The 25,662-nt window shown below is 73.5% G+C and carries 27 protein-coding genes; 11 read left to right on the top strand and 16 right to left on the bottom strand.

Features of this window, described 5'->3' with window-relative positions; genetic code table 11:
- Window positions 1-13: 13 nt before the first annotated feature.
- Window positions 14-1,930 carry a glycoside hydrolase family 127 protein gene (locus ACYF6T_RS01495; protein ID WP_461692708.1) on the bottom strand — a complete coding sequence of 639 codons (1,917 nt, stop codon included), beginning with the start codon at window positions 1,928-1,930 and terminating at the stop codon, window positions 14-16.
- A 230-nt stretch (window positions 1,931-2,160) separates the two neighbouring features.
- Between ACYF6T_RS01495 and ACYF6T_RS01490 the strand changes: the two genes are divergently transcribed.
- The gene (locus tag ACYF6T_RS01490) at window positions 2,161-3,183 is read left to right on the top strand and encodes a LacI family DNA-binding transcriptional regulator (RefSeq protein WP_461692707.1); all 1,023 of its coding nucleotides are present in this window, start codon (window positions 2,161-2,163) and stop codon (window positions 3,181-3,183) included.
- A 25-nt stretch (window positions 3,184-3,208) separates the two neighbouring features.
- Here the strand turns inward: ACYF6T_RS01490 and ACYF6T_RS01485 are convergent, their stop codons facing one another.
- Window positions 3,209-4,108, bottom strand: coding sequence for a LysR substrate-binding domain-containing protein (locus ACYF6T_RS01485; protein WP_461692705.1), 900 nt, complete (start codon window positions 4,106-4,108; stop codon window positions 3,209-3,211).
- Between the two features lie 70 nt (window positions 4,109-4,178).
- On the opposite strand from ACYF6T_RS01485, the gene ACYF6T_RS01480 reads away from it, so the two are divergent.
- The 3 genes from ACYF6T_RS01480 to ACYF6T_RS01470 are packed head-to-tail and all read left to right on the top strand — an operon-like array spanning window position 4,179 to window position 6,738.
- Complete coding sequence (locus ACYF6T_RS01480; protein ID WP_461692703.1) at window positions 4,179-5,372, top strand: thiolase family protein; 1,194 nt, start codon at window positions 4,179-4,181, stop codon at window positions 5,370-5,372.
- Window positions 5,369-6,064, top strand: a complete 696-nt coding sequence (locus ACYF6T_RS01475; RefSeq protein ID WP_461692702.1) for a 3-oxoacid CoA-transferase subunit A — start codon at window positions 5,369-5,371, stop codon at window positions 6,062-6,064. The genes ACYF6T_RS01480 and ACYF6T_RS01475 overlap by 4 nt, the downstream gene beginning before the upstream one ends.
- Window positions 6,061-6,738, top strand: a complete 678-nt coding sequence (locus tag ACYF6T_RS01470) for a 3-oxoacid CoA-transferase subunit B (protein ID WP_461692700.1) — start codon at window positions 6,061-6,063, stop codon at window positions 6,736-6,738. The genes ACYF6T_RS01475 and ACYF6T_RS01470 overlap by 4 nt, the downstream gene beginning before the upstream one ends.
- Window positions 6,739-6,745: 7 nt before the next feature.
- On the opposite strand, the gene ACYF6T_RS01465 is transcribed toward ACYF6T_RS01470, so the two are convergent.
- Window positions 6,746-7,594, bottom strand: coding sequence for a helix-turn-helix transcriptional regulator (locus tag ACYF6T_RS01465; RefSeq protein WP_461692698.1), 849 nt, complete (start codon window positions 7,592-7,594; stop codon window positions 6,746-6,748).
- Between the two features lie 103 nt (window positions 7,595-7,697).
- Here ACYF6T_RS01465 and ACYF6T_RS01460 point away from each other — a divergent pair, with 103 nt between their 5' ends.
- Window positions 7,698-8,405: an SDR family NAD(P)-dependent oxidoreductase gene (locus tag ACYF6T_RS01460; RefSeq protein WP_461692696.1), complete on the top strand. Its 708-nt coding sequence runs from the start codon at window positions 7,698-7,700 to the stop codon at window positions 8,403-8,405.
- Between the two features lie 15 nt (window positions 8,406-8,420).
- Here the strand turns inward: ACYF6T_RS01460 and ACYF6T_RS01455 are convergent, their stop codons facing one another.
- The 6 genes from ACYF6T_RS01455 to ACYF6T_RS01430 all read right to left on the bottom strand — a co-directional run bounded on the left by ACYF6T_RS01455 (window position 8,421) and on the right by ACYF6T_RS01430 (window position 13,707).
- A complete protein-coding gene (locus tag ACYF6T_RS01455; protein ID WP_461692694.1) occupies window positions 8,421-9,161 on the bottom strand; it encodes a GntR family transcriptional regulator in 741 nt (246 codons plus the stop codon).
- Window positions 9,154-10,320 (bottom strand): acyl-CoA dehydrogenase family protein, encoded by a 1,167-nt coding sequence (locus tag ACYF6T_RS01450; protein ID WP_461692693.1) that lies wholly within the window; start codon window positions 10,318-10,320, stop codon window positions 9,154-9,156. The genes ACYF6T_RS01455 and ACYF6T_RS01450 overlap by 8 nt, the downstream gene beginning before the upstream one ends.
- A 27-nt stretch (window positions 10,321-10,347) precedes the next feature.
- Entirely contained in the window at window positions 10,348-11,538 is a 1,191-nt protein-coding gene (locus tag ACYF6T_RS01445) for a CaiB/BaiF CoA transferase family protein (protein WP_461692692.1), read from the bottom strand.
- A complete protein-coding gene (locus tag ACYF6T_RS01440; RefSeq protein ID WP_461692691.1) occupies window positions 11,535-12,005 on the bottom strand; it encodes a hypothetical protein in 471 nt (156 codons plus the stop codon). The genes ACYF6T_RS01445 and ACYF6T_RS01440 overlap by 4 nt, the downstream gene beginning before the upstream one ends.
- Before the next feature lie 113 nt (window positions 12,006-12,118).
- The gene (locus ACYF6T_RS01435; protein ID WP_461692690.1) at window positions 12,119-12,388 is read right to left on the bottom strand and encodes a hypothetical protein; all 270 of its coding nucleotides are present in this window, start codon (window positions 12,386-12,388) and stop codon (window positions 12,119-12,121) included.
- A complete protein-coding gene (locus ACYF6T_RS01430; protein WP_461692689.1) occupies window positions 12,385-13,707 on the bottom strand; it encodes an MFS transporter in 1,323 nt (440 codons plus the stop codon). The genes ACYF6T_RS01435 and ACYF6T_RS01430 overlap by 4 nt, the downstream gene beginning before the upstream one ends.
- Before the next feature lie 77 nt (window positions 13,708-13,784).
- On the opposite strand from ACYF6T_RS01430, the gene ACYF6T_RS01425 reads away from it, so the two are divergent.
- Window positions 13,785-14,696, top strand: a complete 912-nt coding sequence (locus ACYF6T_RS01425; protein ID WP_461692687.1) for a LysR family transcriptional regulator — start codon at window positions 13,785-13,787, stop codon at window positions 14,694-14,696.
- A 13-nt stretch (window positions 14,697-14,709) separates the two neighbouring features.
- Here ACYF6T_RS01425 and ACYF6T_RS01420 read toward each other — a convergent pair whose 3' ends face one another.
- Together ACYF6T_RS01420 and ACYF6T_RS01415 are read right to left on the bottom strand one after the other, a co-directional pair.
- Window positions 14,710-15,924 carry an MFS transporter gene (locus ACYF6T_RS01420; protein WP_461692685.1) on the bottom strand — a complete coding sequence of 405 codons (1,215 nt, stop codon included), beginning with the start codon at window positions 15,922-15,924 and terminating at the stop codon, window positions 14,710-14,712.
- A 167-nt stretch (window positions 15,925-16,091) separates the two neighbouring features.
- Window positions 16,092-16,550, bottom strand: coding sequence for a MarR family winged helix-turn-helix transcriptional regulator (locus tag ACYF6T_RS01415; protein WP_461692683.1), 459 nt, complete (start codon window positions 16,548-16,550; stop codon window positions 16,092-16,094).
- 139 nt (window positions 16,551-16,689) lie between these two features.
- On the opposite strand from ACYF6T_RS01415, the gene ACYF6T_RS01410 reads away from it, so the two are divergent.
- Window positions 16,690-17,229, top strand: a complete 540-nt coding sequence (locus ACYF6T_RS01410; RefSeq protein ID WP_461692682.1) for a 2'-5' RNA ligase family protein — start codon at window positions 16,690-16,692, stop codon at window positions 17,227-17,229.
- Window positions 17,230-17,253: 24 nt separating this feature from the next.
- Here ACYF6T_RS01410 and ACYF6T_RS01405 read toward each other — a convergent pair whose 3' ends face one another.
- The 3 genes from ACYF6T_RS01405 to ACYF6T_RS01395 are packed head-to-tail and all read right to left on the bottom strand — an operon-like array spanning window position 17,254 to window position 20,145.
- On the bottom strand, window positions 17,254-18,267 hold the full coding sequence (locus tag ACYF6T_RS01405) for a helix-turn-helix domain-containing protein (RefSeq protein ID WP_461692680.1): 1,014 nt from the start codon (window positions 18,265-18,267) through the stop codon (window positions 17,254-17,256).
- 50 nt (window positions 18,268-18,317) lie between these two features.
- Window positions 18,318-19,457, bottom strand: coding sequence for a sensor histidine kinase (locus ACYF6T_RS01400; RefSeq protein WP_461692678.1), 1,140 nt, complete (start codon window positions 19,455-19,457; stop codon window positions 18,318-18,320).
- Window positions 19,450-20,145, bottom strand: coding sequence for a response regulator transcription factor (locus ACYF6T_RS01395; protein ID WP_461692677.1), 696 nt, complete (start codon window positions 20,143-20,145; stop codon window positions 19,450-19,452). The genes ACYF6T_RS01400 and ACYF6T_RS01395 overlap by 8 nt, the downstream gene beginning before the upstream one ends.
- A gap of 87 nt (window positions 20,146-20,232) precedes the next feature.
- On the opposite strand from ACYF6T_RS01395, the gene ACYF6T_RS01390 reads away from it, so the two are divergent.
- Both ACYF6T_RS01390 and ACYF6T_RS01385 read left to right on the top strand, forming a co-directional pair.
- Entirely contained in the window at window positions 20,233-20,883 is a 651-nt protein-coding gene (locus ACYF6T_RS01390; protein WP_461692675.1) for a M15 family metallopeptidase, read from the top strand.
- Between the two features lie 23 nt (window positions 20,884-20,906).
- Window positions 20,907-21,986: an endonuclease/exonuclease/phosphatase family protein gene (locus ACYF6T_RS01385; protein WP_461692673.1), complete on the top strand. Its 1,080-nt coding sequence runs from the start codon at window positions 20,907-20,909 to the stop codon at window positions 21,984-21,986.
- A gap of 61 nt (window positions 21,987-22,047) precedes the next feature.
- Here the strand turns inward: ACYF6T_RS01385 and ACYF6T_RS01380 are convergent, their stop codons facing one another.
- Window positions 22,048-23,016: an alpha/beta hydrolase gene (locus ACYF6T_RS01380; protein ID WP_461692671.1), complete on the bottom strand. Its 969-nt coding sequence runs from the start codon at window positions 23,014-23,016 to the stop codon at window positions 22,048-22,050.
- A gap of 318 nt (window positions 23,017-23,334) precedes the next feature.
- Between ACYF6T_RS01380 and ACYF6T_RS01375 the strand changes: the two genes are divergently transcribed.
- Complete coding sequence (locus tag ACYF6T_RS01375) at window positions 23,335-24,216, top strand: LLM class F420-dependent oxidoreductase (RefSeq protein ID WP_461692669.1); 882 nt, start codon at window positions 23,335-23,337, stop codon at window positions 24,214-24,216.
- Between the two features lie 27 nt (window positions 24,217-24,243).
- On the opposite strand, the gene ACYF6T_RS01370 is transcribed toward ACYF6T_RS01375, so the two are convergent.
- Complete coding sequence (locus tag ACYF6T_RS01370; RefSeq protein ID WP_461692668.1) at window positions 24,244-24,435, bottom strand: hypothetical protein; 192 nt, start codon at window positions 24,433-24,435, stop codon at window positions 24,244-24,246.
- 117 nt (window positions 24,436-24,552) lie between these two features.
- Between ACYF6T_RS01370 and ACYF6T_RS01365 the strand changes: the two genes are divergently transcribed.
- Window positions 24,553-25,458: a LysR family transcriptional regulator gene (locus ACYF6T_RS01365; protein WP_461692666.1), complete on the top strand. Its 906-nt coding sequence runs from the start codon at window positions 24,553-24,555 to the stop codon at window positions 25,456-25,458.
- Window positions 25,459-25,662: the final 204 nt, after the last annotated feature.

Here is a 25,662-nt window from a genome sequence, read left to right as displayed (position 1 = left end):
CGTAGGGCGGGTTTCAGGAGGTGGGGAGCCAGACGCGCATGCTGCCGTCCTCGCGGTTGGCCCAGGCGTAGTAGGGGACGGCGGTCAACTCCAATGGCTCGCCGCCCTGTTGGGCGACCTCGTCCGCCGGGGTGTACGGCCACCAGCCCGCGTCCGGGGCGGTGCGGCGCCGTCCGGCGGCGACGATGGTCGTCACCCCGCCGAGCAGGTCCGGGCGGTGCTTGACGGCGAGCGGCCGGCCGGGGTCCAGGACGATGTCGTCCAGGCCGCCGCCGGGGTGGTCGGCCTGCTCCAGGCAGTACACGAGCGGCCCGCGCTCGATCGCCACGCAGCCGCGCACGGCGTCCACGCGCGGGTCGGCCGCGGTCAGCCGGGGCTCCATCGCGAGCTCCAGCACCACCCGGTCGCCCGGCGCCCAGGTCCGCTCCAGCCGCAGCCAGCCGTCGGTCACGGGGGAGTCGTACGACTCCTGTCCGCACCGCACCCGGAACTCCCGGCACCACTGCGGGATGCGCAGCGACAGCGTCCAGGGGCCGTCGGCCGGTGTCTCCTCGACGGTGAGGGCGACGGTGCCGTGCCAGGGGTAGTCCGTCTCGGCGCGCACGGTGATCGGTCCGGCGCTGTAGCGGCCGGTGACGTACTGGTGGATCTGCAGGCCGTCTCCGTCGCCGGAGGCGAGGTAGTGCTCCAGGGAGGCCAGCAGCCGCATCACGTTCGGTGGGCAGCAGGCGCAGCGGAACCAGCCCGTGCGGCGCGCCGACTTGTCGCCGCCCGGGTCGGTGTGGCCGTCGCGCACCTGGAGCGGGTTGACGTACAGCCAGCGCTCGCCGTCCAGCGACACCCCGGCCAGGAAGCCGTTGAACAGGGTGCGTTCGACCAGGTCGGAGTAGCGGGCCTCGCCGGTGAGCAGCGCCATCCGCCAGCTCCACTGCACGGAGGCGATGGCGGCGCAGGTCTCGCAGTAGGCGCGCTCGTTGGGCAGTTCGTAGGGGTCGCCGAAGTCCTCTCCGGCGTGGTGGGCGCCGAGTCCGCCGGTCAGGTGCGTCTTGGTGGTCGTCATGGCGTGCCACAACCGCTCGGCGGCGGACCGCAGTTCGGACTCCCCGGTCTCGGCGGCCAGGTCCGCGACGGCCGCCAGCAGGTACAACTGCCGTACGGCGTGCCCCTCGACGTTCGTCGCCTCCCGTACCGGCACCCGGTCCTGGCAGTAGGCGTCGCCGTCGAGCAGGCCGTGGCCGTGCCGGTCGACGAAGTAGCCGGCCAGGTCCAGGTAGCGGCGCTCGCCGGTCTCCCGGTACAGCTCCACCAGGGCGGTCTCCACCTCGGGGTGGCCGTCGATGCCGTCGATCTCCTTGCCGCTGCCCGGCGGGCCGAACACGGAGTCGACGTGGTCGGCGAACCTGCGTGCCACGTCGAGGAGTTCGGTGCGCCCGGTGGCCCGGTGGTGGGCCACCGCGGCCTGGATCAGATGGCCCGCGCAGTACAGCTCGTGGCCCCAGCGCAGGTCCTGGTAGCGCTCGCCGCCCTTGACGAGCTGGAACCAGGTGTTGAGGTAGCCGTCGGACTGCTGGGCGGCGGCGACCAGCGAGACGATCCGGTCGACGTCCGCCTCCAGCGGCGCCGAGGGGTCCTGGGCCAGTTGCCAGGAGGCGGCCTCCAGCCACTTGTAGACGTCGGTGTCCACGAACGGGTACGCGCCCTGGAAGGCGCCGTCGGCCTGGCCCGCCGCCAGACGCAGGTTGTGCAGGTTGCCCGCGGACTCCAGCAGCCTCGGGCCGAGGGGGATGGAGGTGCGGGCGTTGACCTGGCGGCGGTGGTGCCAGAAGCCGTCGTCGACCTCCGCGGCGGCGGGGCGCAGGGCGGTGTGGGAGCCGGGGCCCGGGCGGACCGGGCCGGCGGGGGCGGGCTGGGTGGAGCGGATGCGGGGCATGGCTCTCCGGACGTGGACGCTTGGGCAAAGGTTGAGCAACCGTTTTCCTAGCCGAAGAGTAGAGTGGAGCGACGGAGGCGCGGTCAAGGGTCCTGCGCGGGTTTTCTCTCGTGGGTCAAGGAATGGCCGCGCAGGCTGCTACGCCGTGGGGGCTGGTCGACACCCGGGCCCGCCTGCGACCATGGGGCGCGCCACCCCGCCCAGGACGACGACAGAGAAAAGGATTGCTCGTGACCGAAGCCGCTCCGCGCTCCCCTTTCGCCGGCCGGGCGAAGCTCGCCGACGTTGCCGCGCTCGCCGGCGTCAGCGTGGGCACGGCCTCCAAGGCGCTGAGCGGCAGCGGGCGGATGCGGCCGGAGACCCGGCAGCGCGTGCTGGACGCGGTGGAGACGCTCGGCTTCCGGCCCAACCAGCACGCCCAGAGCCTGCACACCGGGCGCAGCTGGACGGTGGGCCTGATGACCACCGACGGCATCGGGCGGTTCAGCACACCCGTGCTGCTGGGCGCCGAGGACGCGCTGGGCGCCGGGAAGATCTCGGTGCTGCTGTGCGACACCCGGGGCGACACCATCCGGGAACAGCACCACCTGCGCAACCTCATGGACCGCCGGGTGGACGGCATCATCGTCACCGGGCGCCGCACCGACCCGCGCCCGCCGCTGCGGGGCGTCGAGGGCATCCCGGTCGTCTACGCCCTCTCGCCCTCCACCGACCCGGCCGACACGTCGGTCGTCACGGACGACCGGGGCGGCGCCCGTCTCGCCGTCGAGCACCTGCTGGCCACCGGCCGCACCCGGATCGCCCATGTCACCGGCCCCGAACACCACGCGGCCGCCCGCGACCGGGCCCGGCACGCCGTCGACGTGCTGGAGCGCTCCGGACTGCGACCGGCCAGCGGGCGCGTGCACTTCGGCGAGTGGAGCGAGGCCTGGGGCCGGCGCGCCGCCGACGCGGTGCTGCGCACGGCACCCGACACGGACGCCGTCTTCTGCGGCAACGACCAGATCGCCCGCGGTGTCGCGGACGCCCTGCGCGAGCGGGGGATCGACGTGCCGGGCCGGATCGCCGTGGTGGGGTACGACAACTGGGACACCATGGCCCTGGCCTGCCGCCCGCCCCTGACCACCATCGACATGGACCTCACCGAGATCGGCCGGATCGCCGCGCTGAAACTCCTGGAGGCCATCGACACCGGCGCGAGCCCGGGGGTGCACACGGTGCCGTGCCGGCTCGTCGTGCGGGAGTCCACCTGAGCGCGGGCGGGTGACGACGGGGCACTCAGCCGCCGGCCGCGGGGCGGAGCAGTCGCCGGATGACCTCGACCGTGCGCACCAGGTGCGGTTCCGAGCGGTCGGCGCGGTGGGCGACGGCCAGCTCGACCGTCGTCGTGGGCTCCACCAGCGGGCGGTAAACCACGCCGGGCAGGGTCAGCGCCGTCACCGGCTCGGGTACCACGGCCGCCCCGAGCCCGCCCGCGACCAGCGTCACCAGCGTCGAGGTCTCACCGACCTCGTGCCGGATGCGCGGCTCCACGCCCGCCTCGCGCAGCAGCCGCAGGACGACGTCGTACATCACCGACCGGCGGTCGGCCGAGTGCACGATCAGATCGGTGCCGGCCAGCTCCGCCGCGCGCACCCCGCGCCGGTCCGCGAGGGCGTGGTCGGCCGGCAGCGCCACCACCAGCCCGTCGCGGCGCAGGGGATGCGCGACCAGGGAGGGGTCCGCCGCCGGCGGGCGCAGCAAAGCCACGTCGATGGTGCCCGCCCGCAGGGCCTGGGCCTGGTCCGGAGCGAGCATCTCGCCGCGGAAGGAGAAGTCGACCCCGGGCAGCTCCGCGGACAGATGCCGCGACAACGTGGGCAGCAGACTGTACGTCGCCGACCCCACGCACCCGATCGCGACCCGCCCGACGACCCCGGCCGCGACCCGGCGGGCCAGGTGCGCGGCCTCGTCGACGTCGGCCAGGATCGCCTGCGCCCGCTCCAGATAGGCGCGGCCGGCCTCGGTCAGCTCCACCCGGCGCGTGGTGCGGTGCAGCAGCTGCACCCCGAGCTCGCCCTCCAGCCGGCGGATCGCCTGGGACAGCGGCGGCTGGGCCATGTGCAGCCGCTCGGCGGCACGGCCGAAGTGGCGCTCCTCGGCGACGGCGACGTAGTAGCGCAGATGACGGAGATCCATATCGTCCGCCTCTCAATCGGCCGCGATACTGATACTTAACCTTATCGGCCCGCGCGCCTACGGTGGCACCGTGAGTGCTTTCCTCTACGCAGCGACCCGCACGCCCTTCGGCAAGTTCAACGGTGGGCTGTCCGGCGTACGCCCCGACGACCTGGCCGCCACGGCCATCACCGGGCTCCTCGCCCGCACCCCCGACCTCGAACCGGCCGCGGTCGACGAGGTGGTCTGGGGCAACGCCAACGGCGCGGGTGAGGAGAACCGCAACGTCGGCCGGATGGCCGCCCTGCTGGCCGGCCTGCCCACCAGCGTGCCGGGCACGACCGTCAACCGCCTGTGCGGCTCCTCCCTCGACGCGGCGATCACCGGCTCCCGCACGATCGAGACCGGCGACGCCGACATCGTCCTCGTCGGCGGGGTGGAGTCCATGACCCGGGCGCCCTGGGTGCTGCCGAAGCCGGCCAAGGGCTTCCCCGCGGGCGATGTGACGGCCGTGTCGACCACGCTCGGCTGGCGGCTGGTCAACCCGCGGATGCCCAAGGAGTGGACCATCTCGCTGGGGGAGTGCAACGAGCAGCTCCAGCAGCGCTACGGCGTCAGCCGGGAACGCCAGGACGAGTTCGCCGCGCGCTCCCACCAGCTCGCCCACCAGGCCTGGGAGAGCGGCTTCTACGACGACCTCGTCACGCCCGTGGCGGAGCTGACCCGCGACGAGGGCATCCGCCCGGCCTCGAACGCCCAGGTGCTCGCCGGGCTCAAGCCGTCGTTCTGCCCCGACGGCACGATCACCGCGGGCAACGCCTCGCCCCTGTCCGACGGCGCCTCGGCGGTGCTGCTCGGCAGCGAGGGCGCCGCCTCCGCCATCGGCCGCGACCCGATCGCCCGCATCGCCGGCCGCGGCGCGATGGCCCTGGACCCGCAGGACTTCGGCTACGCCCCGGTCGAGGCGGCGAACCGGGCGCTCAAGCGGGCCGGCATCGGCTGGTCCCAGGTCGGCGCGGTGGAGCTCAACGAGGCGTTCGCCGTACAGTCGCTGGTCTGCGTCGACGCCTGGCTCGCCGAGGGTCTGCGCGACGCGGAACTGGTCAACCAGAAGGGTGGCGCGATCGCGCTCGGCCACCCGCTCGGCGCCTCGGGCGGGCGCATCCTCGGCACGCTGGCCGCGGTCCTGCGCGAGCGCGGGGAACGCTACGGCGTCGCCGCGATCTGCATCGGCGTCGGCCAGGGCCTGGCCGTCGTCCTGGAGAACACGGAGGCCGGGGCATGAGCCGCGCACGGGTGCTGGAGAGCTGCGACGAGGCGGTCGCGGGCATCGAGGACGGCTCCACCGTCCTGGTCGGCGGCTTCGGCCTGGCCGGCATGCCCTTCGACCTCATCGACGCCCTCATCCGGCAGGGCGCGAAGGACCTCACCATCGTGTCCAACAACGCCGGCAACGGCGAGGTGGGGCTCGCCGCGCTGCTGAAGGCCGGGCGGGTGCGCAAGGTGCTGTGCTCGTTCCCCCGGCAGTCCGACTCCTACGTCTTCGACGAGCTCTACCGCGCCGGGAAGATCGAGCTGGAGGTCGTGCCGCAGGGCAACCTGGCCGAGCGGATGCGCGCGGCCGGAGCGGGCATCGGCGCGTTCTACTGCCCCACCGCGGTCGGCACGCCCCTGGCCGAGGGCAAGGAGACGCGGACCATCGACGGCCGCGACTACGTGCTGGAGTACCCGATCAAGGGCGACTACGCGCTGATCTCCGCGCACCGGGCCGACCCGATGGGCAACCTCGTCTACCGCAAGACCGCCCGCAACTTCGGACCCGTCATGGCCACCGCCGCCACCACCACGATCGTGCAGGTCAACGAGGTCGTGGCACTCGGCGCGCTGGACCCCGAAGCGGTCGTCACCCCGTCCGTCTACGTCGACCGGATCGTCCCGGTCGAGGCCCGGCGCTACACCGTCCAGGGAGCACGATGAGCATCTCGACGACCACCACGGCCGACGCGGTCGAGCACCTCGACCGGGGACCGCTGACCATGGACGAGCTGGCCGCCGTCATCGCCCGCGACATCCCCCAGGGCTCCTACGTGAACCTCGGCATCGGCCAGCCCACCAAGATCGCCGACCATCTGTCCGCGGACTCCGGGGTCGTGCTGCACACCGAGAACGGCATGCTGAACATGGGTCCGGCCGCCGTGGGCGACCAGATCGACCCCGACCTCACCAACGCCGGCAAGGTGCCCGTCACCGAGCTGCCGGGGGCGGCGTACTTCCACCACGCCGACTCCTTCGCCATGATGCGCGGCGGCCACCTCGACGTCTGCGTGCTCGGCGCCTTCCAGGTCAGCACCACCGGCGACCTCGCCAACTGGCACACCGGCAAGCCCGACGCCATCCCCGCCGTGGGCGGCGCCATGGACCTCGCCATCGGCGCCAAGGACGTCTACGTGATGATGACCCTCTTCACCAAGACGGGCGAGCCCAAGCTGGTCCCCGCCTGCACCTACCCGCTCACCGGCACCCGCTGCGTCAGCCGGGTCTACACCGACCACGCCACCTTCGACATCACCCCAGGGGGCGCCGTCATCCGCGAGAGCTGGGGCAGCACGGCCGCCGACCTCGCCGCCCGGCTCGACGACGTGGCGGTGTGACCGGCCCTCACGTGCCGTAGGGCGCCAGGTCCTGGGTGCCGAGGACGCGCAGGAGCTCCAGCTTCTCCGCGGCCTCGGTGCCCCGTTCCGCCGAGTAGACGAGGATGTGCAGGTCGTTGCCCTCCACCCGCATCACGTCGCAGTCCAGCGTCAGCAGACCCACCTGCGGGTGCTCGACGGTCTTGCGGGAGGACTCCAGCCGGCCCACCACCCCCGCCTCCCACAGCTCGGCGAACCGCTCGCTCTTGGCGCGCAACTCGGCGATCAGACGCTGTAGTTGACGGTCGGCGGGATAGCGGGCGGCGGTCGCGCGCAGTTCGGCGACCATCCCGGCCTCGAAGGTGCGCCGCTCGGCGGGCGTGTGCCGCACCCGGGTCGGGGCGCCGAGGAAGTTGCGCCACACGCCGTTGCGTTCGAAGCCGCGCAGTCCGGACGGGTCGCCCATCAGCGCCGCGTACATCGGGTTGGTGTGCAGCAGGGTCAGCGCCGCGTCGGAGACCCCGACGGGGGTGTCCACCAGCCGGTCCAGCAGGCGCTGGACGCTGGGCGGGATGTACGCCGGCACCAGATCAGGGCCCGGAGGCACCAGTTCGGCCAGCCTGAACAGATACGCCCGCTCGTCCTCCGACAGCCGCAGCGCCCGCGCCAGCGCCTCGACGACCTGCGCGGACGGGTTGACGGCGCGGCCCTGTTCCAGGCGGGTGACGTAGTCCACCGAGATCCCGGCGAGCAGGCCCAGCTCCTCGCGCCGCAGCCCCGCCGCCCTGCGGTGCCCGCCCGCCGGCAGCCCGGCCGACTCCGGGGCGACCCGGTCGCGCCAGCGCCGCAGGGCCTGTCCGAGTTCCGTCGCTGCCATGCCTCCCAGTGAACACCTCGGGCCGCGGATGTGCCTGGTACCCGCAGTCCCAGGAAGGAGGGTCTTCTGGCAGGCCCCGCGGCCCGGACGCAGGCTGGGGGACATGACGACAACACTCATCACCGGAGCCAACAAGGGTCTCGGCTACGAGACCGCCCGCCGCCTGATCGCCGCGGGGCACACCGTCTACGTCGGCGCCCGCGACGCCGAGCGCGGACGCCGGGCCGCCGAGGAGCTGGGCGCCCGGTTCGTCCAGCTCGACGTCACCGACGACGCCTCCGTGGAGGCCGCCGCCAAGGCCGTCGCCGCCGACGGCGGGCTGGACGTGCTGGTCAACAACGCCGGGATCGAGGCCCGGGACGAGAACAACGCCGTGCCCACGGCCGAGACCGTGACCGCCGACCAGATGCGGCACCTCTTCGAGACGAACGTCTTCGGCGTCGTCCGCGTCCTCCACGCCTTCCTGCCCCTGCTGCGGCGCTCGGCCGCACCGGTCGTGGTCAACGTCAGCAGCGGCCTGGCCTCCCTGACCAACCTCTCGAACCCCGACCACCCCGCGCACTTCTACCCGGGCATCGCCTACCCGACCTCGAAGACCGCGGTCAACATGCTCACCGTGCAGTACGCGAAGGCGTTTCCGGCCATGCGGATCAACTCCGTCGAGCCCGGCTTCACCAAGACCGACCTGAACGGCAACACCGGCACCCAGACCGTGGAGGAGGGCGCCGAGATCATCGTCCGCATGGCCCAGATCGGTCCCGACGGCCCGACCGGGGGCTACTTCGACGCCGAGGGCACCCTGCCCTGGTGAACGCCGGGCCGGGGCCTACGCACTGCGCCGCAGCCGCACGCGGTAGGCGTAGTGCTCCGGCAGGAAATGGCTGACGGCCAGCTCGACGAGCCGGCCGTCGGCCGACCGGTAGACGCGGTCGACGCGCAGCAGGGCGTGGCCCGGTGCGCAGCCCAGGTGCCGGGCGATCCCGGGTGCGGCCGCGGCGACGGTGATGCTCTGCTCGGCCTCGGCGATCGGCTCGGGCAGCCGCCGGTCCAGCAGCCCGATGACGGTGAACGTGCACGGCGGGCCCGGCCGGGTCAGCTCCGGCACCGACTCCAGCAGCCGCCCGACGGCGGGCGGCAGCCACACGGAGGTGTGGCAGAAGGCGGTGTCCTCGTGCAGCCGCAGGAAGGCCAGCGTGTGCACCCGGTCGGTGTCCAGGCCGAGCCGCCCCGCCGCCTCGGCGTCGTCCCGGCGGTGCAGGGGCGTGACGAGGTCCATCCGGGTGTCGAGGGACAGCCCCATCAGGTCGTCCACCGAGCCGAACTGGCGCAGGTACTGCTCCTCGCGCGGGGTCGCGAACGTGCCGCGCCCGGGCACCCGGTGGACCAGCCCTTCGGCCACGAGGTCGTGGAACGCCCGGCGCACCGTCTGCCGGCTCACCCCGTACCTGTCGGCCAGCTCGGCCTCCGTCGGCAGCCGGACGCCGTCGGGGTAGTCGTCGCGCAGGATGGCCGCCCGCAGCTCGCGCGCGAGCCGGACGTAGGCGCTCTGCCGCCGCCGTTCAGCCATCGAGGCCGCCCCTGGCGACCAACTGGGCGGCGATCACGTTGCGTTGGATCTCGTTGGTGCCCTCGCCGACGATCATCAGGGGCGCGTCGCGGAAGTACCGTTCCACGTCGAACTCGGTCGAGTAGCCGTAACCGCCGTGGATGCGAACGGCGTTGAGGGCGATCTCCATCGCCGTCTCGGACGCGAAGAGCTTCGCCATGCCCGCCTCCATGTCGACCCGCCGCCCGGCGTCCGCCTCGCGGGCCGCGTACAGGGTCAGTTGGCGCGCGGCGGTCAGCTTGGTGGCCATGTCGGCGAGGTAGGTGCCGATCGCCTGGTGGCGCCAGATCGGCTTGCCGAAGCTCTCCCGCTCCTGGGCGTAGCGCAACGAGTCCTCCAGCGCCGCCCGCGCCACACCCAGCGCCCTCGCGGCGACCTGCAGCCGCCCGGTCTCCAGCCCCTTCATCATCTGCGCGAAGCCGTGGCCCTCCGCGCCGCCGAGCAGGGCCCGCGCCGGCGCCCGGTAGTCCTCGAAGACCACCTCGCAGCTCTCCACGCCCTTGTAGCCGAGCTTGGGCAGATCGCGGGAGACGACCAGGCCCGGGCCGTGCTCGGCGAGCAGGACGGAGATGCCCTTGTGGCGGGGTTCGGCGGCCGGGTCTGTCTTGCACAGCAGCGCGATCAGGCCGGAGCGGCGGGAGTTGGTGATCCAGGTCTTCGCCCCGTTGACGACGTACTCCCCGCCCTCGCGGCGCGCGACGGTCGTCATCGCCTGCAGGTCGGAGCCGCCCCCGGGCTCGGTCAGCGCCATCGTGGCACGGATCTCGCCGGTGGCCAGCCGGGGCAGATAGCGCTCCTTCTGCTCCGCAGTGCCGTGGTTCAACAGGAGTTTGGCGACCACGGTGTGCCCGCCCACCGCCCCGGCCAGGCTCATCCAGCCCCGCGCCAGTTCCTCGGTGACCAGCACGAAGCACGGCGTGGAGACCGGGGTGCCGCCGTACTCCTCGGGGATCGCCAGGCCGTAGACGCCGAGCTCCTTCATCCGCTCGATCAGGTGCTCGGGATAGGTGTCGCCGTGCTCCAGTTCCCGGACGACCGGTCTGACGTCCTTGTCGACGAACTCGCGCACGGTCCGTACCACGAGCCGCTCGTCGTCGGAGAGGATGTCGAGGACACTCATCGCACTTCAACTCCCGGGCCGGGTCGGTCAGATGACGGCGTCGGCGCGCAGCGCCTCGATGTCGGCGGGGGTGTGGCCGAGTGCGGTGAGGATCGCCTCGGTGTGCTCGCCCACGTCCGGCACCGGGTCCATGCGCGGGGGCAGTCCCGCGAGGTCGGCCGGGGGCCGCAGCGCCCGCATGGTGGCGCCGGGCAGGGCGACCTCCTGCCAGCGGTCGCGGGCGGCCAGCACCGGGTGGTCGAGGAACGCGGCGACGTCGTTGACCCCCGCGCAGGCGATGCCGATCTCCTCCAGGTCCTTCAGGGCCTCGTCGGCGGTCGAGCGGGCCAGGCGCTCGGCGACGATCGCGTTGAGCTCCTCGCGGTGGGCGACGCGGTCGGAGCCGGTGGCGAAGCGCGGGTCGGCGACGAGGTCCGGGCGGCCGAGGAACTCGGCGCACAGGCGGGCCCATTCGCGTTCGTTCTGGATGGAGAAGAGGATCTGCCGGTCGTCGGCGGTGGCGAAGGCGCCGTAGGGGGCGATCGTGGCGTGCTGGGTGCCGAGGCGGGCGGGCTGGGTGCCGCCGTAGCGGGTGTAGTAGGCGGGCTGGCTCATCCACTCCGCCAGCGCCTCGAACAGGGACACCTCCACGGGGTGGACGCGGCCCGTGGTGGCGCGGGTGTAGAGGGCGGTGAGGACGCCGGTGTAGGCGTACATGCCGGCCGCGATGTCGGCGACGGAGATGCCGACGCGCGCCGTCTCCTCGGGGGTGCCGGTGAGCGAGACCAGGCCGGTCTGGCACTGCACCAGCAGGTCGTACGACTTGCGGTCGGCCCAGGGCCCGCTCGTGCCGTAACCGGAGATCGTGCACGGGATCAGCCGCGGCCAGCGCTCGGCGAGCGCCGCCACTCCGAGGCCGAGGCGGCCGGCGGCGCCCGGTGCGAGGTTCTGCACCAGCACGTCGGCGTCGTCGAGGAGCCGGTGCAGGATCTCCTGGCCGCGTGGGTCCTTGAGGTCCAGCGTGAGGGATTCCTTGGAGCGGTTGAGCCAGACGAAATAGCTGGAGTGGCCGTGCACGGTCGTGTCGTAGCGGCGGGCGAAGTCGCCCTCGCCGGGCCGCTCCACCTTGACGACCCTGGCCCCGAGGTCGGCGAGCTGCCGGGTCGCGTACGGGGCGGCGACGGCCTGCTCCAGGCTGACCACGGTGATGCCGGAAAGGGGGAGCTGCTGCACGGTCATGCCTCCTGGTCCGCGTACGGGAAGGACGTCCGCACCACCTCGCGTGCGCCCGCCCACGTCAGCCCCTCCAGCAGGCCGGGCACGTCCGGCTCGCACGCGGCGGCCTTGGCGCGCACCTCCTCGCCGGACAGCGGCCGTTCGGGCGCGCCGGGCGGCAGCGCCAGCTGGGTGCGGGCCTCGCCGCCGCCGGCGAGGCCGACGCGCAGGGCGACCCGCCCGTCCAGCAGCGTGCCGGTCTCCACGGGCAGCCGCTCGACGCGCACCCGCTCCAGCAACTGCCGTGCCTCGGGCCGCCGTACGGCCGTGTCGGTGAAGCTGCCGAAGCCGGGATAGTCGTCGAGCAGGGCGGGGCGGTGGCCGTGGGCCCACCGGGCGAGGGCTCGGGCGACGGTCAACTGCGCCTCCGCGCGTCCGGTGCCGGCCCGCCGTACGACCGGCAGGTCCTGTCCGCAGATTTGTACGGCCAAATCGAACGGCCTGTCAACGGGGCACCCGCACCCCGCCGGGTCCGGTCACCGCACGAGGTCCCTGCTGGGCAGGCACCGCCCCGCGGCCCGCGTCGGCGCGGGGCGGTGCCGGGTCAGGACCGGCGGCTGGGGTCGCACAGGACCATGACCGCGCGGGCCACCAGTTCGCCGGCGCCGCCGAGTTCCCTGCGGTAGCGGGCCGTCATGCCGCGTACGGTCTGCTCGAAGGCGGGGTCGGTGACGCGGGCGCGGGCCGGCGGGGGCAGCTGACGGGTCATCGCGCGGCGGCGGACCAGGAGCGCGATGATCTCCTCGTCCAGGCGCTCGATCTGCGCGAGGGACGGGTCGGCGGCCGGTCCGGCCGGGCGGTGCGTCGTCGTCACGTTGGGTCTCCGTTCTCCCCGAGGGGCGTCGCGGCCCCCGAGCGTCCTCCCGATGGGTCCTTCCTCACCCTGCCCGCGGCGCTCGCCGGGAATTCCTCCCGGGGCAGCAGGAGGGGAGTGGCCAGTACGAGGACGCCGGCGGCCGCGATGGTGGTGCGCGTGCCGATCAGGTCGGCGACGACGCCCCCCAGCGCGGTGAGCGCGGCGGTGGTCAGCTTGTTGGTGACCGACCAGGCGGAGAGGGTACGGGCGATCCGGTCCGCGTCCGTCAGCTGTAGCCGGCAGGTGGCGTACACCGGGTTGAAGACGGCGCAGCTGGTGATCACCCCCAGCTCCACGGCCATGACGATCGCCAGCCCCGCGACGCCGGGCCGCACGAAGGCGAGCCCGAGCGGCCAGCAGGCGCGCAGCACCCCCGACACGCGCAGGACCCGGTGCTGTCCGAAGCGCGCCACCAGCCGCCGGGCCAGCCGCGAGCCGACCAGGCCGCCCAGGGAGGGCAGGGAGAACGCGAGACCGTACTGCCAGGCGGAGAAGCCCAGATGGCCGACCATCAGCACGGCCAGCAGGGGCAGGGCCAGCATGATCAGGGCGTTGTAGAGAGCGGTGTTGAGGAACAGCGGACGCAGCGCCGGGTGGCCCAGGATGTAACGCCACCCTTCGAGCAGACCGCCGGACGTCGTCCGCCGGGCGGGCTCCGGGCGCTGCTCGCCGCCTCCGATCGCGCGGATGCCCAGCGCCGAGAGCAGGAAGCTGACCGCGTTGGCCGCCATCGTCGTCATCGGTCCGAACAGGCCCATCGCGGCCCCGCCGAGGGGCGGTCCCAGCACGGTCGTCGTCCAGGAGGTGGCCTCGAAGCGCGCGTTCGCCGCGAGGAGGTCCTGCGGCGGCAGCAGCGCCTTGAGGAACGCGCCGCTCGCCGCACCGAAGCTGATGTCGGCCGCCGCCACCACGACCGACACAACCAGCAGTTGTACGAAGGTGAGCGCGCCGAGGGCGAACGCGGCCGGCACGGTCAGCAGCGCCAGGAACCGTACCAGGTCCATCGCGACCATCACCGGCCGCTTGCGGCGGAACTCCACCCACGGTCCCAACGGCACGGCGACCACCGCCCCCACCGCCAGCCCCGCCGCCGACAGCACCGAGACCTCGGTGGCCCCCGCGTGCAGCACGAGCACGGCGATCAGCGAGAACGCGTCGAACGCGAGCCAGGTGCCGAGCGCACTGACCGCGTACGCCGTCCACAGCCACGCGAAATCCCGGCCCAGCGGCCGTCCGGTGCCCACACCCGCCTCCCACGCCGTTCGGACCCGCGCCATCAAAGCGCCTCGCGCGACGCGAGGGCAAACAACCGACACACCCGTCTCCGACAACCGGGCGTTGTAGAAAGGGGTCCATGGATCTCGACGCGGTGCGCACCTTCGTGGCCGTGGCGGACACCGGACAGTTCCGGGAGGCCGCCCTCGTGCTGTCGGTCACCCAGCAGGCCGTCTCCAAGCGCGTCGCCGCGCTGGAGAGGGACCTCGGCGTACGGCTGTTCACACGCAGCTCCCGCGGAGCCGTGCCCACCGTCGACGGGCAGGTCTTCCTGCCGCACGCCCGCGATCTCCTGCGCGCCGCGGAACGGGCGGCGGCCTCCGTGCGGCCCGGGCGGCGGGCCCTGCGCGTCGACGTGATCGGCCGCCGGCTGGCCCCCGCCGACCTGCTGCGGGACTTCCACCGCGCGCATCCCGAGGTCGCCCTCGACGTGGTCACCCTCTTCGATGCGGAGGCGGCCATCGCCGCCCTGCGCTCCGGCACGGTCGACGCGTCCTTCCGCGCCCTGACCCGCCCCCTGCCCGACGGCATCGAGGCCGCCCGTGTCCACGACGAGCCGGTGCAGATCCTCACCGGGCCGGGCCACGCCCTCGCCACCGCCCGCGAGGTGACGCCGGCCCGGCTGGCGGGCCACCGCATCTGGATGCCGGGCAATGTCGCGGGGACCGAGTGGGCGGTCTTCTACGACGACCTCGCCGCCGCGTTCGGCCTCACCATCGAGGTGACCGGGCCCGACTTCGGCACCGAGCCGCTGCTGGACACCATCGCCGACTCACCCGCCCTGGCGACCTTCGTCGGCGAGCAGACCCGCATGGTCTGGCCGGCCGACCACGACCTGCGCCGCATCCCCGTCCGCCGTCCCACGCCGGTCTACCCGCACTCGCTGCTGTGGCGCGCGGACGACCCGCACCCGGACCTCGCCCTGCTGCGCGCCCACCTCGGCACCGTGCCGGCCGACCGGGACACCTGGACGCCGAGGTGGGCGCACTGACGGTCGTCCCGCGTCAGCGCCGGGCCGCCGCCGGCGCCGCCTCGGCCACCGGCGCGGACGCGGCCACGACCCGCCCGGCGGAGCCGGTACGGCGGTCGAGGGCGGCGGCGAGGAAGGACAGCAGCAGGGCGCTGCCGGAGAGCACGGCGCCGACCCAGGCCGGGGCGGTGTAGCCGAGGCCGGCCGCGATGACGACACCGCCCAGCCAGGCGGCCAGCGCGTTGCCGAGGTTGAAGGCGCCGATGTTGGCGGCCGAGGCCAGCGTGGGGGCGGCCGAGGCCTGGTCGAGCACCCACTTCTGCAGCGGGGGCACGGTCGCGAAGCCCAGGGCGCCCACCAGCGTCAGGGTGACGGCGGCCAGGACCTTGTGGTGCGCGGTCGCCGTGAACAGCAGCAGGACCACCGACAGCGCGCCGAGGGCGGTGAACAGCATCGGCATCAGGGCGCGGTCGGCGAAGCGGCCGCCGATCAGGTTGCCCAGGAACATCCCGACCCCGAACAGGACCAGCAGCCAGGTCACCGCGCCGGCCGGGTAACCGGCGACCTCGGTCATCATCGGCGTGATGTAGGTGATGGCGGCGAAGACACCGCCGAAGCCGAGCACGGTCATCGCCATGGCGATCCACACCTGCACGTTGCGGAAGGCCGCGAACTCGCCCCGCACGTCGCCGCCCCCGGCCGTGCCCGTCTCCGGGACCAGCCTCGCCACGCCGAGCAGGCCGACGATGCCCAGCGAGGCGACGAGCGCGAAGGTGACCCGCCAGCCGGCAGCCTGACCGACGTAGGTGCCCAGGGGCACACCGACGATGTTCGCGACGGTCAGGCCGGTGAACATCAGGGAGATCGCCGAGGCCTTCTTCTCCGGGGCGACCAGGTTCGCGGCCACCACGGAGCCGATGCCGAAGAAGGCGCCGTGCGCGAGCGAAGCCACCACCCGGCCGGTCAGCATGACGGCGAAGTCCGGGGCGCAGGCGGACAGGGCGTTGCCGACGACGAACAGCCCCATGAGGGCCATGAGCATCTTCTTGCGGGAGACCTTGGTGCCCAGCACCGTCAGCAGGGGTGCCCCGAGGACGACGCCGAGGGCGTAGCCGGACACCAGCCAGCCGGCGGTGGGGATGGAGACCCCGAAGTCATCCGCGACCTCGGGCAGCACGCCCATGATCACGAACTCCGTGGTGCCGATCCCGAAGGCCCCGATGGCCAGGGCCAGGAGGGCGAGAGGCATGGGAAGTACCTTCCAAGCTGTTGCGTGTGATGCTTACAGGCGTCGACAATAGTTGCAGACGCGGTATATATGCAAGCGCACCTGATGGTGTGAGCGGTTATTCGCCGTGCGCAAGTAAAAGGGCGGGGGAAAGCCCCCGTGGCGCAGCGGCCGGCGGGGGCTCGGTGTCAGGCGGGCACGCGGAGCGTCTCGACCGCCCGGACCAGCGGGGCGAGCTCCGGGTCCCGTGCGGCCTCGTCCAGCGCCTCGCGCAGCGCGGCCTCGTTCGTGGGGCGGGCCTCTTCCAGCAGTGCGAGACCGGCCTCGGTGACGTTGGTGTAGATGCCGCGACGGTCGGTGGGGCACAGGTACCGGCTCAGCAGCCCGCGGTCCTCCAGGCGGGTGACCAGGCGGGTCGTCGCGCTCTGGCTGAGCACCACCGCGTCGGCGACCTGCTTCATCTGCAGATGGCCGCCCTCGCCGTCGTGCTGCCGGCTCAGGACGTCCAGCAGGGAGTACTCCCGCACGCTCAGATCGTGCTTCGCCTGCAGGGCGCGCTCGATGTGCGCCTCGATCCTGCCGTGCAGCAGCGAGAGAGCGCACCAGCCCTGGGCGAGGGCGGTGAGCGCCGGATCCGTCGCGGTCATGGGGCTGGGTCCTCCGTCCCGGTGTGGCTCGCATCCAGGATAGGGCATGGCCGAAAAAGTCGGCGTGTGCGTGTAGTGAGCGTGCACAAGGGCTGTTGGGGGTCGCGGACCCCGGCTGCCGCCTGGTACACCACAGGACGTGACAGATCCTTTCCGAGCCGGGCAGACGGCGCTCGTGGTGCTGGTCCCCGAGGCGGAGACCGCGGTCCGCGGCTGGCGCGAGCGCTTCGACCCGGCGGCCCGCGCCGGTGTCCCCGCCCACGTCACCGTGCTCTTCCCGTTCCTCGACGCCGGCCGCGTCGACGACGTAACCCGCGCGGCCGTCGCCGAGGTGCTCGCCCGCCACCGGCCCTTCGACGTGCGCTTCGAGCACTGCGGACGCTTCCCCGGCGTGCTGTATCTCGCCCCTTCCCCTAACACCCCGTTCCGGCGGCTGACCGAGGCGGTCACCGAGCGCTGGCCCGAGGCACCGCCGTACGGCGGCAAGTACGGCGAGGCCGTCCCGCACCTGACCGTGGCCCAGGGCCAGGACGACGCCGTACTGGACGAGCCCGAGGCGGACATCACGGGCCGACTGCCCTTCACGACGCGGGTGACGTCGGTCGAACTCGTCGCCTACACCGGCACACGGTGGGAACCCCGGGCGTCCTTCGCGCTCGGGCGTCACACGCCGGAGTGATCACACGCTCGGAAGCGGTGACCGCTACGACCGCGCCAGGTGCCGCATCGTCAGCGCCAGGTGGAGTCGGAGCCGTCCCTGGGGGGTGCGCAGCGGCCAGCCCAGCAGGTGCTCGGCGTGGGTGAGCCGCTCCTGGAGCGTGGAGTGGTGCACGTTGATTTCGGCGGCCGCCGCCCGCTGGCTCGTCGTCGACGCGACGGCGTGCAGGGTGGCCAGCAGCCACGGCGCGGCAGCGGCCGCCGCCTCCAGGCAGCGGACGTCGGCGGGCGGTTCGGCGCCCGGTACGACGAGGTCGGCGAGGAGGGCGACGCCGCCCAGCTCGTCGGCGTACACCACGCGCGGGCCGGGATCGCGCGCGGTGCCCTCGGCGGTGAACCGCAGGGCGGTGCGGGCGGCGGCCCACGACCGCGGCAGGTCGAGCACCGGAACGGCGTACCCCACGCCCAGCCGGCCGTCGGGGAGTGCGGCACCGGTCGTGCGGCCCTCCACCCGGATGCGGGGCCGGGCACCGGAGCGGGCCAGCGCGCGCAGGCGTACGGCGGGATCGGCCGGGTCGATGCCGAGCCCGCGGGCGGCGTGCAGCCGGGCCGGCTCCGGCACGTGCGCGTCGAGGAGCGTCTCGACCAGGGCCGGGTCCTCGGCGGGGGAGGCCGGGGCGCGACCGCGGGTGCGCTCCAAGACCAGCCGGATCGCGCCGGCGGCCCGCTCCAGGATCACCGCGTCCACCACGTTCGGTTCCGTGGCCGTCCGCTCCAGCCACAGCCCCGGGGCGGCGCCGGGCTCCAGCGCGGCGCACGGCCAGGCCGGGTCCGGCGCGGCGTCGTCGTCCCTGCGCGTCCCGTCCGGCTCGACCCGCACCCGGACCCGCCGGCCCGCGTCGACGAGCCGCGCCGGGCAGCCCGCCAGCACGGCCGCCCCGCGCACCAGCGTCTCCAGACCGGCCCGGCTCTCGGCGAGTCGGTCGAAGTAGGTGATGACCCGCACCGCGGCACCCGCGTCCGGGTCCAGCGCGGTCAGTCGTCCGGCCAGCTCCTTCATACGCACATGGTGCGGCACACGGCGCGCGGAGGGGAGCGGCCGTCACCGCGTCAGGCGCCCCGCCCGAGGGCGGACGCCCGGGGCACGCCCGCTGCCGTCGGCATCGCCGGAAGCCGCACCGTGACGCGCAGCCCGCCGTCCGGGCGCGGAGCGAGGGTGAGCGTCCCGTCGTGCGCGCGGGTGATGGACTTGACGATGGCCAGCCCGAGCCCGACCCCCGCGTGGTCGGTGTGGATGCGCTCGGTGCCGCGCTGGAACGGTTGGGTGAGTCTCGACACCAGCTCCGGGCCGAGTCTGTCGCCGGTGTTCTCGACCGTGAGCGCCACGGTCGCGGGCCGGACCTCGGTGGTCACCCACACGGTGCCCTTCTCCGGCAGGTTGTGGACGATCGCGTTGTGCACGAGGTTCGTGGTCAGTTGCAGCAGCAGCGCCTGCGATCCGGTCGCGGGGGCGATGTCGCCGCCGGTCTCGACGCTCACGCCGTGCTTCTCCGCGAGGGGCAGCAGCGTTTCGGTGGCCTCCTCCGCCAGCAGGGACAGGTCGACACGTTCCCGGGGGAACGACCGCTGGTCGGCGCGGCTGAGCACGAGCAGCGCCTCGGTGAGGTCGATCGCCCGGGTGTTGACGGCGTGCAGCCGCTCGATGAGCTCGCCGGTGTCGTGGTCCGGATCGGTGCGGGCCAGGTCGATGAGCGTCTTGGAGATCGCCAGCGGGGTGCGCAGCTCGTGCGAGGCGTTGGCGGCGAACCTCTGCTGTTCCGCCACATGGGCTTCGAGCCGCGCGAGCATCGCGTCGAAGGCGTCGGCGAGCTCGCGGAACTCGTCGTGGTGGCCCGGCAGCCGGATCCGGTGCGAGAGCGATCCGTGCGTGGCCCTGCGGGTGGCGTCCGTGATGCGGGTCAGCGGAGCCAGCATGCGCCCGGCCAGGATCCACCCGCCCACCAGGCCGAAGACCAGCAGGAACGCCAGGACCGCGGCCGCCCGGGGAGCGAAGACGTCCAGGAGCACGGACCGGATGGGAAAGACACCGTTCGGCCGGTCGTCGGGGTTGATGAGCATCGCGCGGTCGGGGACGTAGCGCAGCAGGAACAGCCACACCGCCGCGAGCAGCAGGACGCCCGCCAGCATGAGGAATCCGGCGTAGCTGAGGGTGAGCTTGAGGCGCACGCTCAGGCCGGGCGGCCTATCCACGCTCGCCTCCCTCGGGTGCCGATCCCGGCTGCGCGTCGATGCGGTAGCCGACGCCCGGCACGGTGGCGATGATCCAGGGCTCGCCGAGACGCTTGCGCAGTGCCGAGACGGTGATGCGCACGGCGTTGGTGAACGGGTCGGCGTTCTCGTCCCACGCCCGTTCCAGGAGCTCCTCGGCGCTGACCACACCGCCCTCGGCGGCGACGAGGACTTCGAGCACGGCGAACTGCTTCCTGGTCAGCGCGACGAAACGGCCGTCCCGGTAGACCTCCCTGCGGAACGGGTCCAGGCGCAGGCCCGCGATCTCCCGCACCGGCGGCCTGCTGTGGGCCCGCCTGCGGTCGAGCGCCCGGAGCCGCAGCGCCAGCTCCTGCAACTCGAACGGCTTCGTGAGGTAGTCGTCCGCGCCGAGTTCGAACCCGGAGGCCTTGTCGTCGAGCCGGGCGGCCGCGGTGAGCATGAGGATCGGCATGCCGCTGCCGGAAGCGACGATGCGCTTGGCGATCTCGTCACCGGACGGCCCGGGGATGTCGCGGTCGAGGACGGCGATGTCGTAGGCGTTGACGTCGAGCAGGTCCAGAGCGGTGTCGCCGTCCCCCGCGATGTCGGCGGCGATCGCCTCCAGACGCAGTCCGTCGCGGATGGCCTCCGCCAGATAGGGCTCGTCCTCGACAATCAGCACACGCATGCCCTCGATGCTAGGAGAGGGCGCATATCGTCGGCGTATCGAAAACCGCATACGTGCCGGCAACACCGCCCCGCCTTCACTGGCGGCATGCGTTCCCCCCCACCACCGGCACGAACGGCCACCCGGCGCCTGCACCGGCTGCTCGTCGTCGCCCTGGCGGCCCTCGTGGCGGCAGCGGTCATCGCCGCCCTCGCCTACGAGTTACCGAAGTCCACCGCCTCCTCCTCGTCCTCCTCCTCGGCGTCACTGTCCGCCCCCCGCCGCGGCGGGCACCACGACGCGCTCGGCGAGGCCGACGGTGCCGTGCCCGACGGCGTGACGGTCTTCGACGACACGGTTCCGGCCGTGGCCAGGCTCGATCCGGAGCTGCTCAAGGCCCTGCGCCAGGCCGCGACGGACGCCGCCGACGACCACGTCGCCTTCTACGTCAACAGCGGCTGGCGCTCCGCCGCGTACCAGAACCGGCTGCTGGAGGAGGCGGTCGCCAGGTACGGCTCCAAGGAGGAGGCCGCCAAGTGGGTGGCCACCCCGACGACGTCTCCGCACGTCTCGGGGGACGCCGTCGACATCGGGCGCTCCGACGCCACGGCATGGCTGTCCCGGCACGGCGCCGCGTACGGGCTGTGCCAGATCTACCGCAACGAACCCTGGCACTACGAACTGCGCCCCGAGGCGGCCGACCACGGCTGCCCGCGTATGTATGCCGACCCCACCCAGGACCCGAGGATGCAGCAGTGACCGACAGCGAACGAGGACAGACCATGACGCGAGTGGACCCGGCGCAGGCCGGGCCGGGCGGCACCGCTGCCCGGGCCACCGGCTCCGGTGGCCTCCGCGCGGGCCTCGGCCGGATCGTCCGCGTCTGCTCCCGGCCGGAACCGTGGCGGCGCGGCCTGGTCCTCGCGGCGCTGGCCGTGCTGCTCGGCCTGCTGATGCTGCTGCACGCGAGCATCCCGAACCGGGTCGGCAACATCGGCAGCCTCGTGGAGACGTTCCTGCCGTGGTTCGGCGTGTTCGTCCCGCCGCTGCTGGCCCTGGCGCTGTGGCGCCGCTCCGCCTCCGCCCTCGCCGCGCTGCTGGTGCCGGTCGTGGTGTGGCTGCACCTCTTCGGCGGGCTGCTCGGCGACAAGTCCCACGCGGGCGCGGACCTCACCCTGGTCAGCCAGAACGTCGACGCCGGCAACCCCGACCCGGCCGGCACCGCCCGCGACCTGGTCGCCGCGCACGCGGACGTGCTGGCGCTGGAGGAGCTGACCGCGCAGGCCGCGACGACGTACGAGAAGGAGCTGGCGACGGCGTATCCCTACCACGTGGTGCTGGGCACGGTCGGGGTGTGGAGCAAACTGCCGCTGTCGGACACCCGGCCGGTCGACACCGCGATGGACGCCGGCCCGCTGGGGGCCACCAAGCCGGCCGACGTCAAGTTGTCCTACAACAGGGCCCTGCGCACCACCGTGGCCACCGACCACGGGCCGCTGGCGGTGTACGTCGCCCACCTGGGATCCGTACGGGTCATGCCCCGCGGCGGCTTCTGGACGGACTCCCGCGACCGCGGCCTGGACGCGCTCGGCAAGGCCGTCGCCGCCGAGAAGAACAAGCGGATGGTGCTGCTCGGCGACCTGAACGGCACCCTGGACGACCGCGCCTTCGACGGCCTCACCGCGCAGCTGCGCTCGGCCCAGGACGCGGCCGGCGACGGCTTCGGCTTCAGCTGGCCGGCGACGTTCCCGGTGGCCCGGATCGACCAGATCCTCGTGCGCGGCGTGCGACCGGACAGCTCCTGGCTCCTGCCGGCCACCGGAAGCGACCACCTGCCGGTGGCGGCCGGAATCAGCTGGTGAACGCGCCCGGCGCGCCCGCCGCGGACGGTCCGGCGCGTTTCCCGCGCCGGGTTCGGCGGGCTCACGCCGCCAGGAGCCTGCGCAGCCAGTCCAGATGGGCCGCCCGGGCCGCCTGGGAGAGGGCCGCCTGCGGGGCGAAGCCGTCGAAGCCGTGGAAGCCGCCCGGCCACACGTGCAGTTCGGCCGCCCCACCGGCCTGCCAGAGCCGGGAGGCGTAGGCGACGACCTCGTCCCGGAAGGTCTCCGCGGAACCGACGTCCAGGAAGGCCGGCGGCAGGTCCGACAGGTCCTCGGCGCGGGCGGGCGCCGCGTACGGCGACACGTCCGGGCCACCGCGCCGGTCGCCGAGCAGCGCCGTCCAGCCGGTCTCGTTGGAGGCCCGGTCCCACACGCCGACCCCCGCCATCTGGCGGGCCGAGGGCGTGTCGTTGCGGTCGTCGAGCATCGGGCACAGCAGCATCTGCCCGTACGGCCGCGGCCCGCCGGAGTCCCGCAGCCGCAGCGCGAGCGCCGCCGTGAGGCCGCCGCCCGCGCTCGCCCCGACGATCACCAGCCGCTCGGGGTCGCCGCCGATCTCCTTGGCGTGCTCCGCCGTCCACAGGTATCCGGCGTACACGTCGTCGATCGGCGCCGGATGCGGATGCTCGGGCGCCAGCCGGTACTCCACCGACACCACGACCGCGCCCAGCTCACGGGCCCACGCCAGCGGCGCGTCCACGCCGACCCGGTTGGTGCCGAGGACCATGCCGCCGCCGTGGACGTGGTAGAGCACGGGCAGCGGCCCCTCGGCGCGGCGGGGACGGCAGATCAGCAGCGACACGTCGGGCGCGCCCTCGGGGCCGGGCACCTGGCGGTCCTCCGCCTCGAAGAAGCCGTCCAGGGTCACGTCCAGGTCGGCGAGCATCTCGATGCCCGGCCCGGAGCGCGCCTGTTCGATGTCCGCGAGCGTGAAGGTGGACGGCACGGTCTCCCTGAGCAGCTCCAATACGGCGGCGAGCTCCGGGTCGAACGGCGGGGGGACCTGGGTCATACGACTCCTCCTGTGGTGCGCTGTGTGGCGGCTCGTACGGTCATCGTGGACGCTCGCGCCCCCGCCGCACCGCCGCCGTCCGGCGGGACCTCCCCGCCGGACGGCGGGTGCCCCTGAAGATCCGGATGCCCCGATCCGTTCGTCAGCTGCACCCTCGTCCGTCAGCCGCGCTCCGGTGTCAGCCGCGCTCCGGTCCGTCAGTCGCGCCTTCGCCGGCCGCGAACCCCACGGCGCGCCCGCCAGCGCTTGACTTCGAGAGCGCTCCAAGTTCTAGCGTCGCCTGTGACGGCGGTGAGGTCTGGACGGACGGAGACAGCCATGCGCGTGGGCGTGCACATCAACCGGTTCAACCACCCCGGCGGCGGGCCGGCCCTCGGCGCCGAGCTCGCGGCGGCGGGCGCCGCGGCCGAGGCGGCGGGGGTGAGCTGGCTGTCGGTCATGGACCACTACTTCCAGATGGAGTTCAACGGCGGCGCCGAGGACCCCATGCTGGAGGCCTACACGACCCTCGGCTACCTGGCCGCCCACACCTCCACGCTCCGTCTCGGCGCGCTGGTGACCGGTGTGACCTACCGGCACCCCGGGCTGCTCGCCAAGATCGCCACCACGCTCGACGTGCTCTCCGGCGGCCGTGCCACCCTCGGTATCGGCGCCGCCTGGTACGACCGCGAGCACGAGGGGCTCGGCGTGCCCTTCCCGCCGCTCGCCGAGCGGTTCGAGCGGCTGGAGGAGGTCCTGCGGATCTGTCTGCAGATGTGGGACCCCGACGACAACGGCCCCTTCGAGGGCACCCACTACCGGCTGGCCGAGACCCTCTGCGTACCGGCGCCGGTCAGCAGCCCCCGCCCCGAGATCATGATCGGCGGCAGCGGCGAGAAGAAGACGCTGCGCCTGGTCGCCCGGTACGGCGACGCCTGCAACCTGTTCACGACCTCGCCGGAGGAGGTCCGGCACAAGCTCGACGTGCTGCGCGGCCACTGCGACGCCGAGGGCCGCGACTACGACGCCATCCGCAAGACGGTGACCTACGGCGGCGAGCACGCCACCGAGGGCGACCTCGACGCGTTCCTGCGCGACATCGGCGGCTACACCAAGCTGGGCATCGACACCGTGATCCTCGCGCCCCGGCTGGGCGAGACGGCGGCCTGGATGGAACGGTTCGTCGGCCCGCTGGTGCCGCGCCTGGCCGCGCTGGACTGAGGCCGGGCCGTCAGACGGTCGGGCTGGTCAGGCGGGACGGCTGCGGGAGACGACGCGGGTGCCGCAGCCGTCGACCATGCGGACCTGGAGCGAGCCGCAGGCGCACCGGGTCCACAGGGTGCTCCCCGCCGCCGTGACGTGCCGGGACACCACCCGGAACGGCTCGGCGCCGTCGGGCCAGCCGCAGTGCGGGCAGGCGGTGCCGGTGGTGCTGGTCATGGGGAACTCCTCGTCCGTTCGGGGCTGGTCGGCCGTCGCGACACTGCCAAGGGTGCAGCGGAGGATTCGTTCACGTCCAGGTTGACTTTGTGGACCGCACCTTGAAGCGTGGGCTTCATGATTGACCTGCGACGGCTCCACGTCCTCAGGGCGGTGGCGCACTACGGCACGGTCACCGCGGCCGCCCGCGCCCTGCACTTCACCCCTTCCGCCGCCTCGCAGCAGATCCGGCAGCTCGCCCGTGACCTGGGCGTCGACCTGCTCGAACCGCAGGGTCGCGGGGTGCGGCTCACGCCGGCCGCCGAGAGCCTGCTCGCGCACGCCGACGCGATCCAGGCCCGGTGGGAGCAGGCCGAGCTGGACCTGCGCGCGGATCAGGGCGCCCCCGCCGGACCCCTGCGCGTCAGCGGCTTCCCGGTGGCCGTGTCGGTGCTGCTGGCCCCGATGGCGGTCCGGCTGCACGAGCGTCATCCGCGGCTGTCCGTGCACATCCAGGAGACCGGCGTGCTGGAGAGCTTCGACCTGCTCTTCGAGGGGCAGACCGACCTCGCGGTCGTCGAGGCCACCCCCGACAACCCGCCCCTGAGCGACGCCCGCTTCGACCAGCAGCCGTTGCTGGACGACCCGTTCGACCTCGTCGTACCCGAGGATCACGCCCTCGCCGGACGCGAGCGCATCGACCTGGTCGAGGCGGCGCACGAGGACTGGATCGCCCCGGTGCCGGAGAGCCCGTGCAGCCGCCATGTGCTGTCCGCGTGCGGTCAGTCCGGCTTCAGCCCCGCGGTGGTCCACCACGCCCTGGACTGGAACGTCATCGCCGGCCTGGTCGCCCACCGGCTCGGCGTCGCCCTGATCCCGCGGCTCGCCCAGCTCACCCCCCACCTGCCGATCGTCCGCGTGCGCTGCACGGGCAACCTGCACCGCAGCCTCCTCACCTGCACCCGCGAGGGCGGCCGGACCCGCCCCGCGGTGACAGCGGCGCTGGAACAGCTACGCGAACTGGCATCGGCGGCGGTGGCCTGAGACACGACTTCGCGTGGGCGACGGTGGACGAGACGCGGTCGTACGGCGGTGGCGGTGAGCCGGGCGCGGTCGTACGTCGGTGGCGGTGGCGGTGGCGTGAGATGCAGCCCTGCTACGGGGGCCGTGTCAGACGCGCTCTGGTGCCGGGGCGGCCGGCTCTCGTCCACGGGTGCGGAGTGAGCCGACGGCGGTGGATGAGACGCG

It is taken from the genome of Streptomyces sp. 7R007, from assembly GCF_054850255.1.
This window is presented reverse-complemented; position numbering and strand designations above follow the sequence as displayed.

What these genes read in the sequence shown, in the direction of transcription:
- ACYF6T_RS01405 (WP_461692680.1), bottom strand. Translation starts at nt 18,267, where the DNA reads ATGAAGGAGCTGGCCGGACGACTGACCGCGCTGGACCCGGACGCGGGT.
- ACYF6T_RS01385 (WP_461692673.1), top strand. Translation starts at nt 20,907, where the DNA reads ATGACGCGAGTGGACCCGGCGCAGGCCGGGCCGGGCGGCACCGCTGCC.
- ACYF6T_RS01475 (WP_461692702.1), top strand. Translation starts at nt 5,369, where the DNA reads ATGAGCCGCGCACGGGTGCTGGAGAGCTGCGACGAGGCGGTCGCGGGC.
- ACYF6T_RS01420 (WP_461692685.1), bottom strand. Translation starts at nt 15,924, where the DNA reads ATGCCTCTCGCCCTCCTGGCCCTGGCCATCGGGGCCTTCGGGATCGGC.
- ACYF6T_RS01365 (WP_461692666.1), top strand. Translation starts at nt 24,553, where the DNA reads ATGATTGACCTGCGACGGCTCCACGTCCTCAGGGCGGTGGCGCACTAC.
- ACYF6T_RS01485 (WP_461692705.1), bottom strand. Translation starts at nt 4,108, where the DNA reads ATGGATCTCCGTCATCTGCGCTACTACGTCGCCGTCGCCGAGGAGCGC.
- ACYF6T_RS01495 (WP_461692708.1), bottom strand. Translation starts at nt 1,930, where the DNA reads ATGCCCCGCATCCGCTCCACCCAGCCCGCCCCCGCCGGCCCGGTCCGC.
- ACYF6T_RS01395 (WP_461692677.1), bottom strand. Translation starts at nt 20,145, where the DNA reads ATGCGTGTGCTGATTGTCGAGGACGAGCCCTATCTGGCGGAGGCCATC.
- ACYF6T_RS01460 (WP_461692696.1), top strand. Translation starts at nt 7,698, where the DNA reads ATGACGACAACACTCATCACCGGAGCCAACAAGGGTCTCGGCTACGAG.
- ACYF6T_RS01390 (WP_461692675.1), top strand. Translation starts at nt 20,233, where the DNA reads ATGCGTTCCCCCCCACCACCGGCACGAACGGCCACCCGGCGCCTGCAC.
- ACYF6T_RS01465 (WP_461692698.1), bottom strand. Translation starts at nt 7,594, where the DNA reads ATGGCAGCGACGGAACTCGGACAGGCCCTGCGGCGCTGGCGCGACCGG.
- ACYF6T_RS01450 (WP_461692693.1), bottom strand. Translation starts at nt 10,320, where the DNA reads ATGAGTGTCCTCGACATCCTCTCCGACGACGAGCGGCTCGTGGTACGG.
- ACYF6T_RS01470 (WP_461692700.1), top strand. Translation starts at nt 6,061, where the DNA reads ATGAGCATCTCGACGACCACCACGGCCGACGCGGTCGAGCACCTCGAC.
- ACYF6T_RS01430 (WP_461692689.1), bottom strand. Translation starts at nt 13,707, where the DNA reads ATGGCGCGGGTCCGAACGGCGTGGGAGGCGGGTGTGGGCACCGGACGG.
- ACYF6T_RS01445 (WP_461692692.1), bottom strand. Translation starts at nt 11,538, where the DNA reads ATGACCGTGCAGCAGCTCCCCCTTTCCGGCATCACCGTGGTCAGCCTG.
- ACYF6T_RS01415 (WP_461692683.1), bottom strand. Translation starts at nt 16,550, where the DNA reads ATGACCGCGACGGATCCGGCGCTCACCGCCCTCGCCCAGGGCTGGTGC.
- ACYF6T_RS01370 (WP_461692668.1), bottom strand. Translation starts at nt 24,435, where the DNA reads ATGACCAGCACCACCGGCACCGCCTGCCCGCACTGCGGCTGGCCCGAC.
- ACYF6T_RS01425 (WP_461692687.1), top strand. Translation starts at nt 13,785, where the DNA reads ATGGATCTCGACGCGGTGCGCACCTTCGTGGCCGTGGCGGACACCGGA.
- ACYF6T_RS01380 (WP_461692671.1), bottom strand. Translation starts at nt 23,016, where the DNA reads ATGACCCAGGTCCCCCCGCCGTTCGACCCGGAGCTCGCCGCCGTATTG.
- ACYF6T_RS01455 (WP_461692694.1), bottom strand. Translation starts at nt 9,161, where the DNA reads ATGGCTGAACGGCGGCGGCAGAGCGCCTACGTCCGGCTCGCGCGCGAG.
- ACYF6T_RS01375 (WP_461692669.1), top strand. Translation starts at nt 23,335, where the DNA reads ATGCGCGTGGGCGTGCACATCAACCGGTTCAACCACCCCGGCGGCGGG.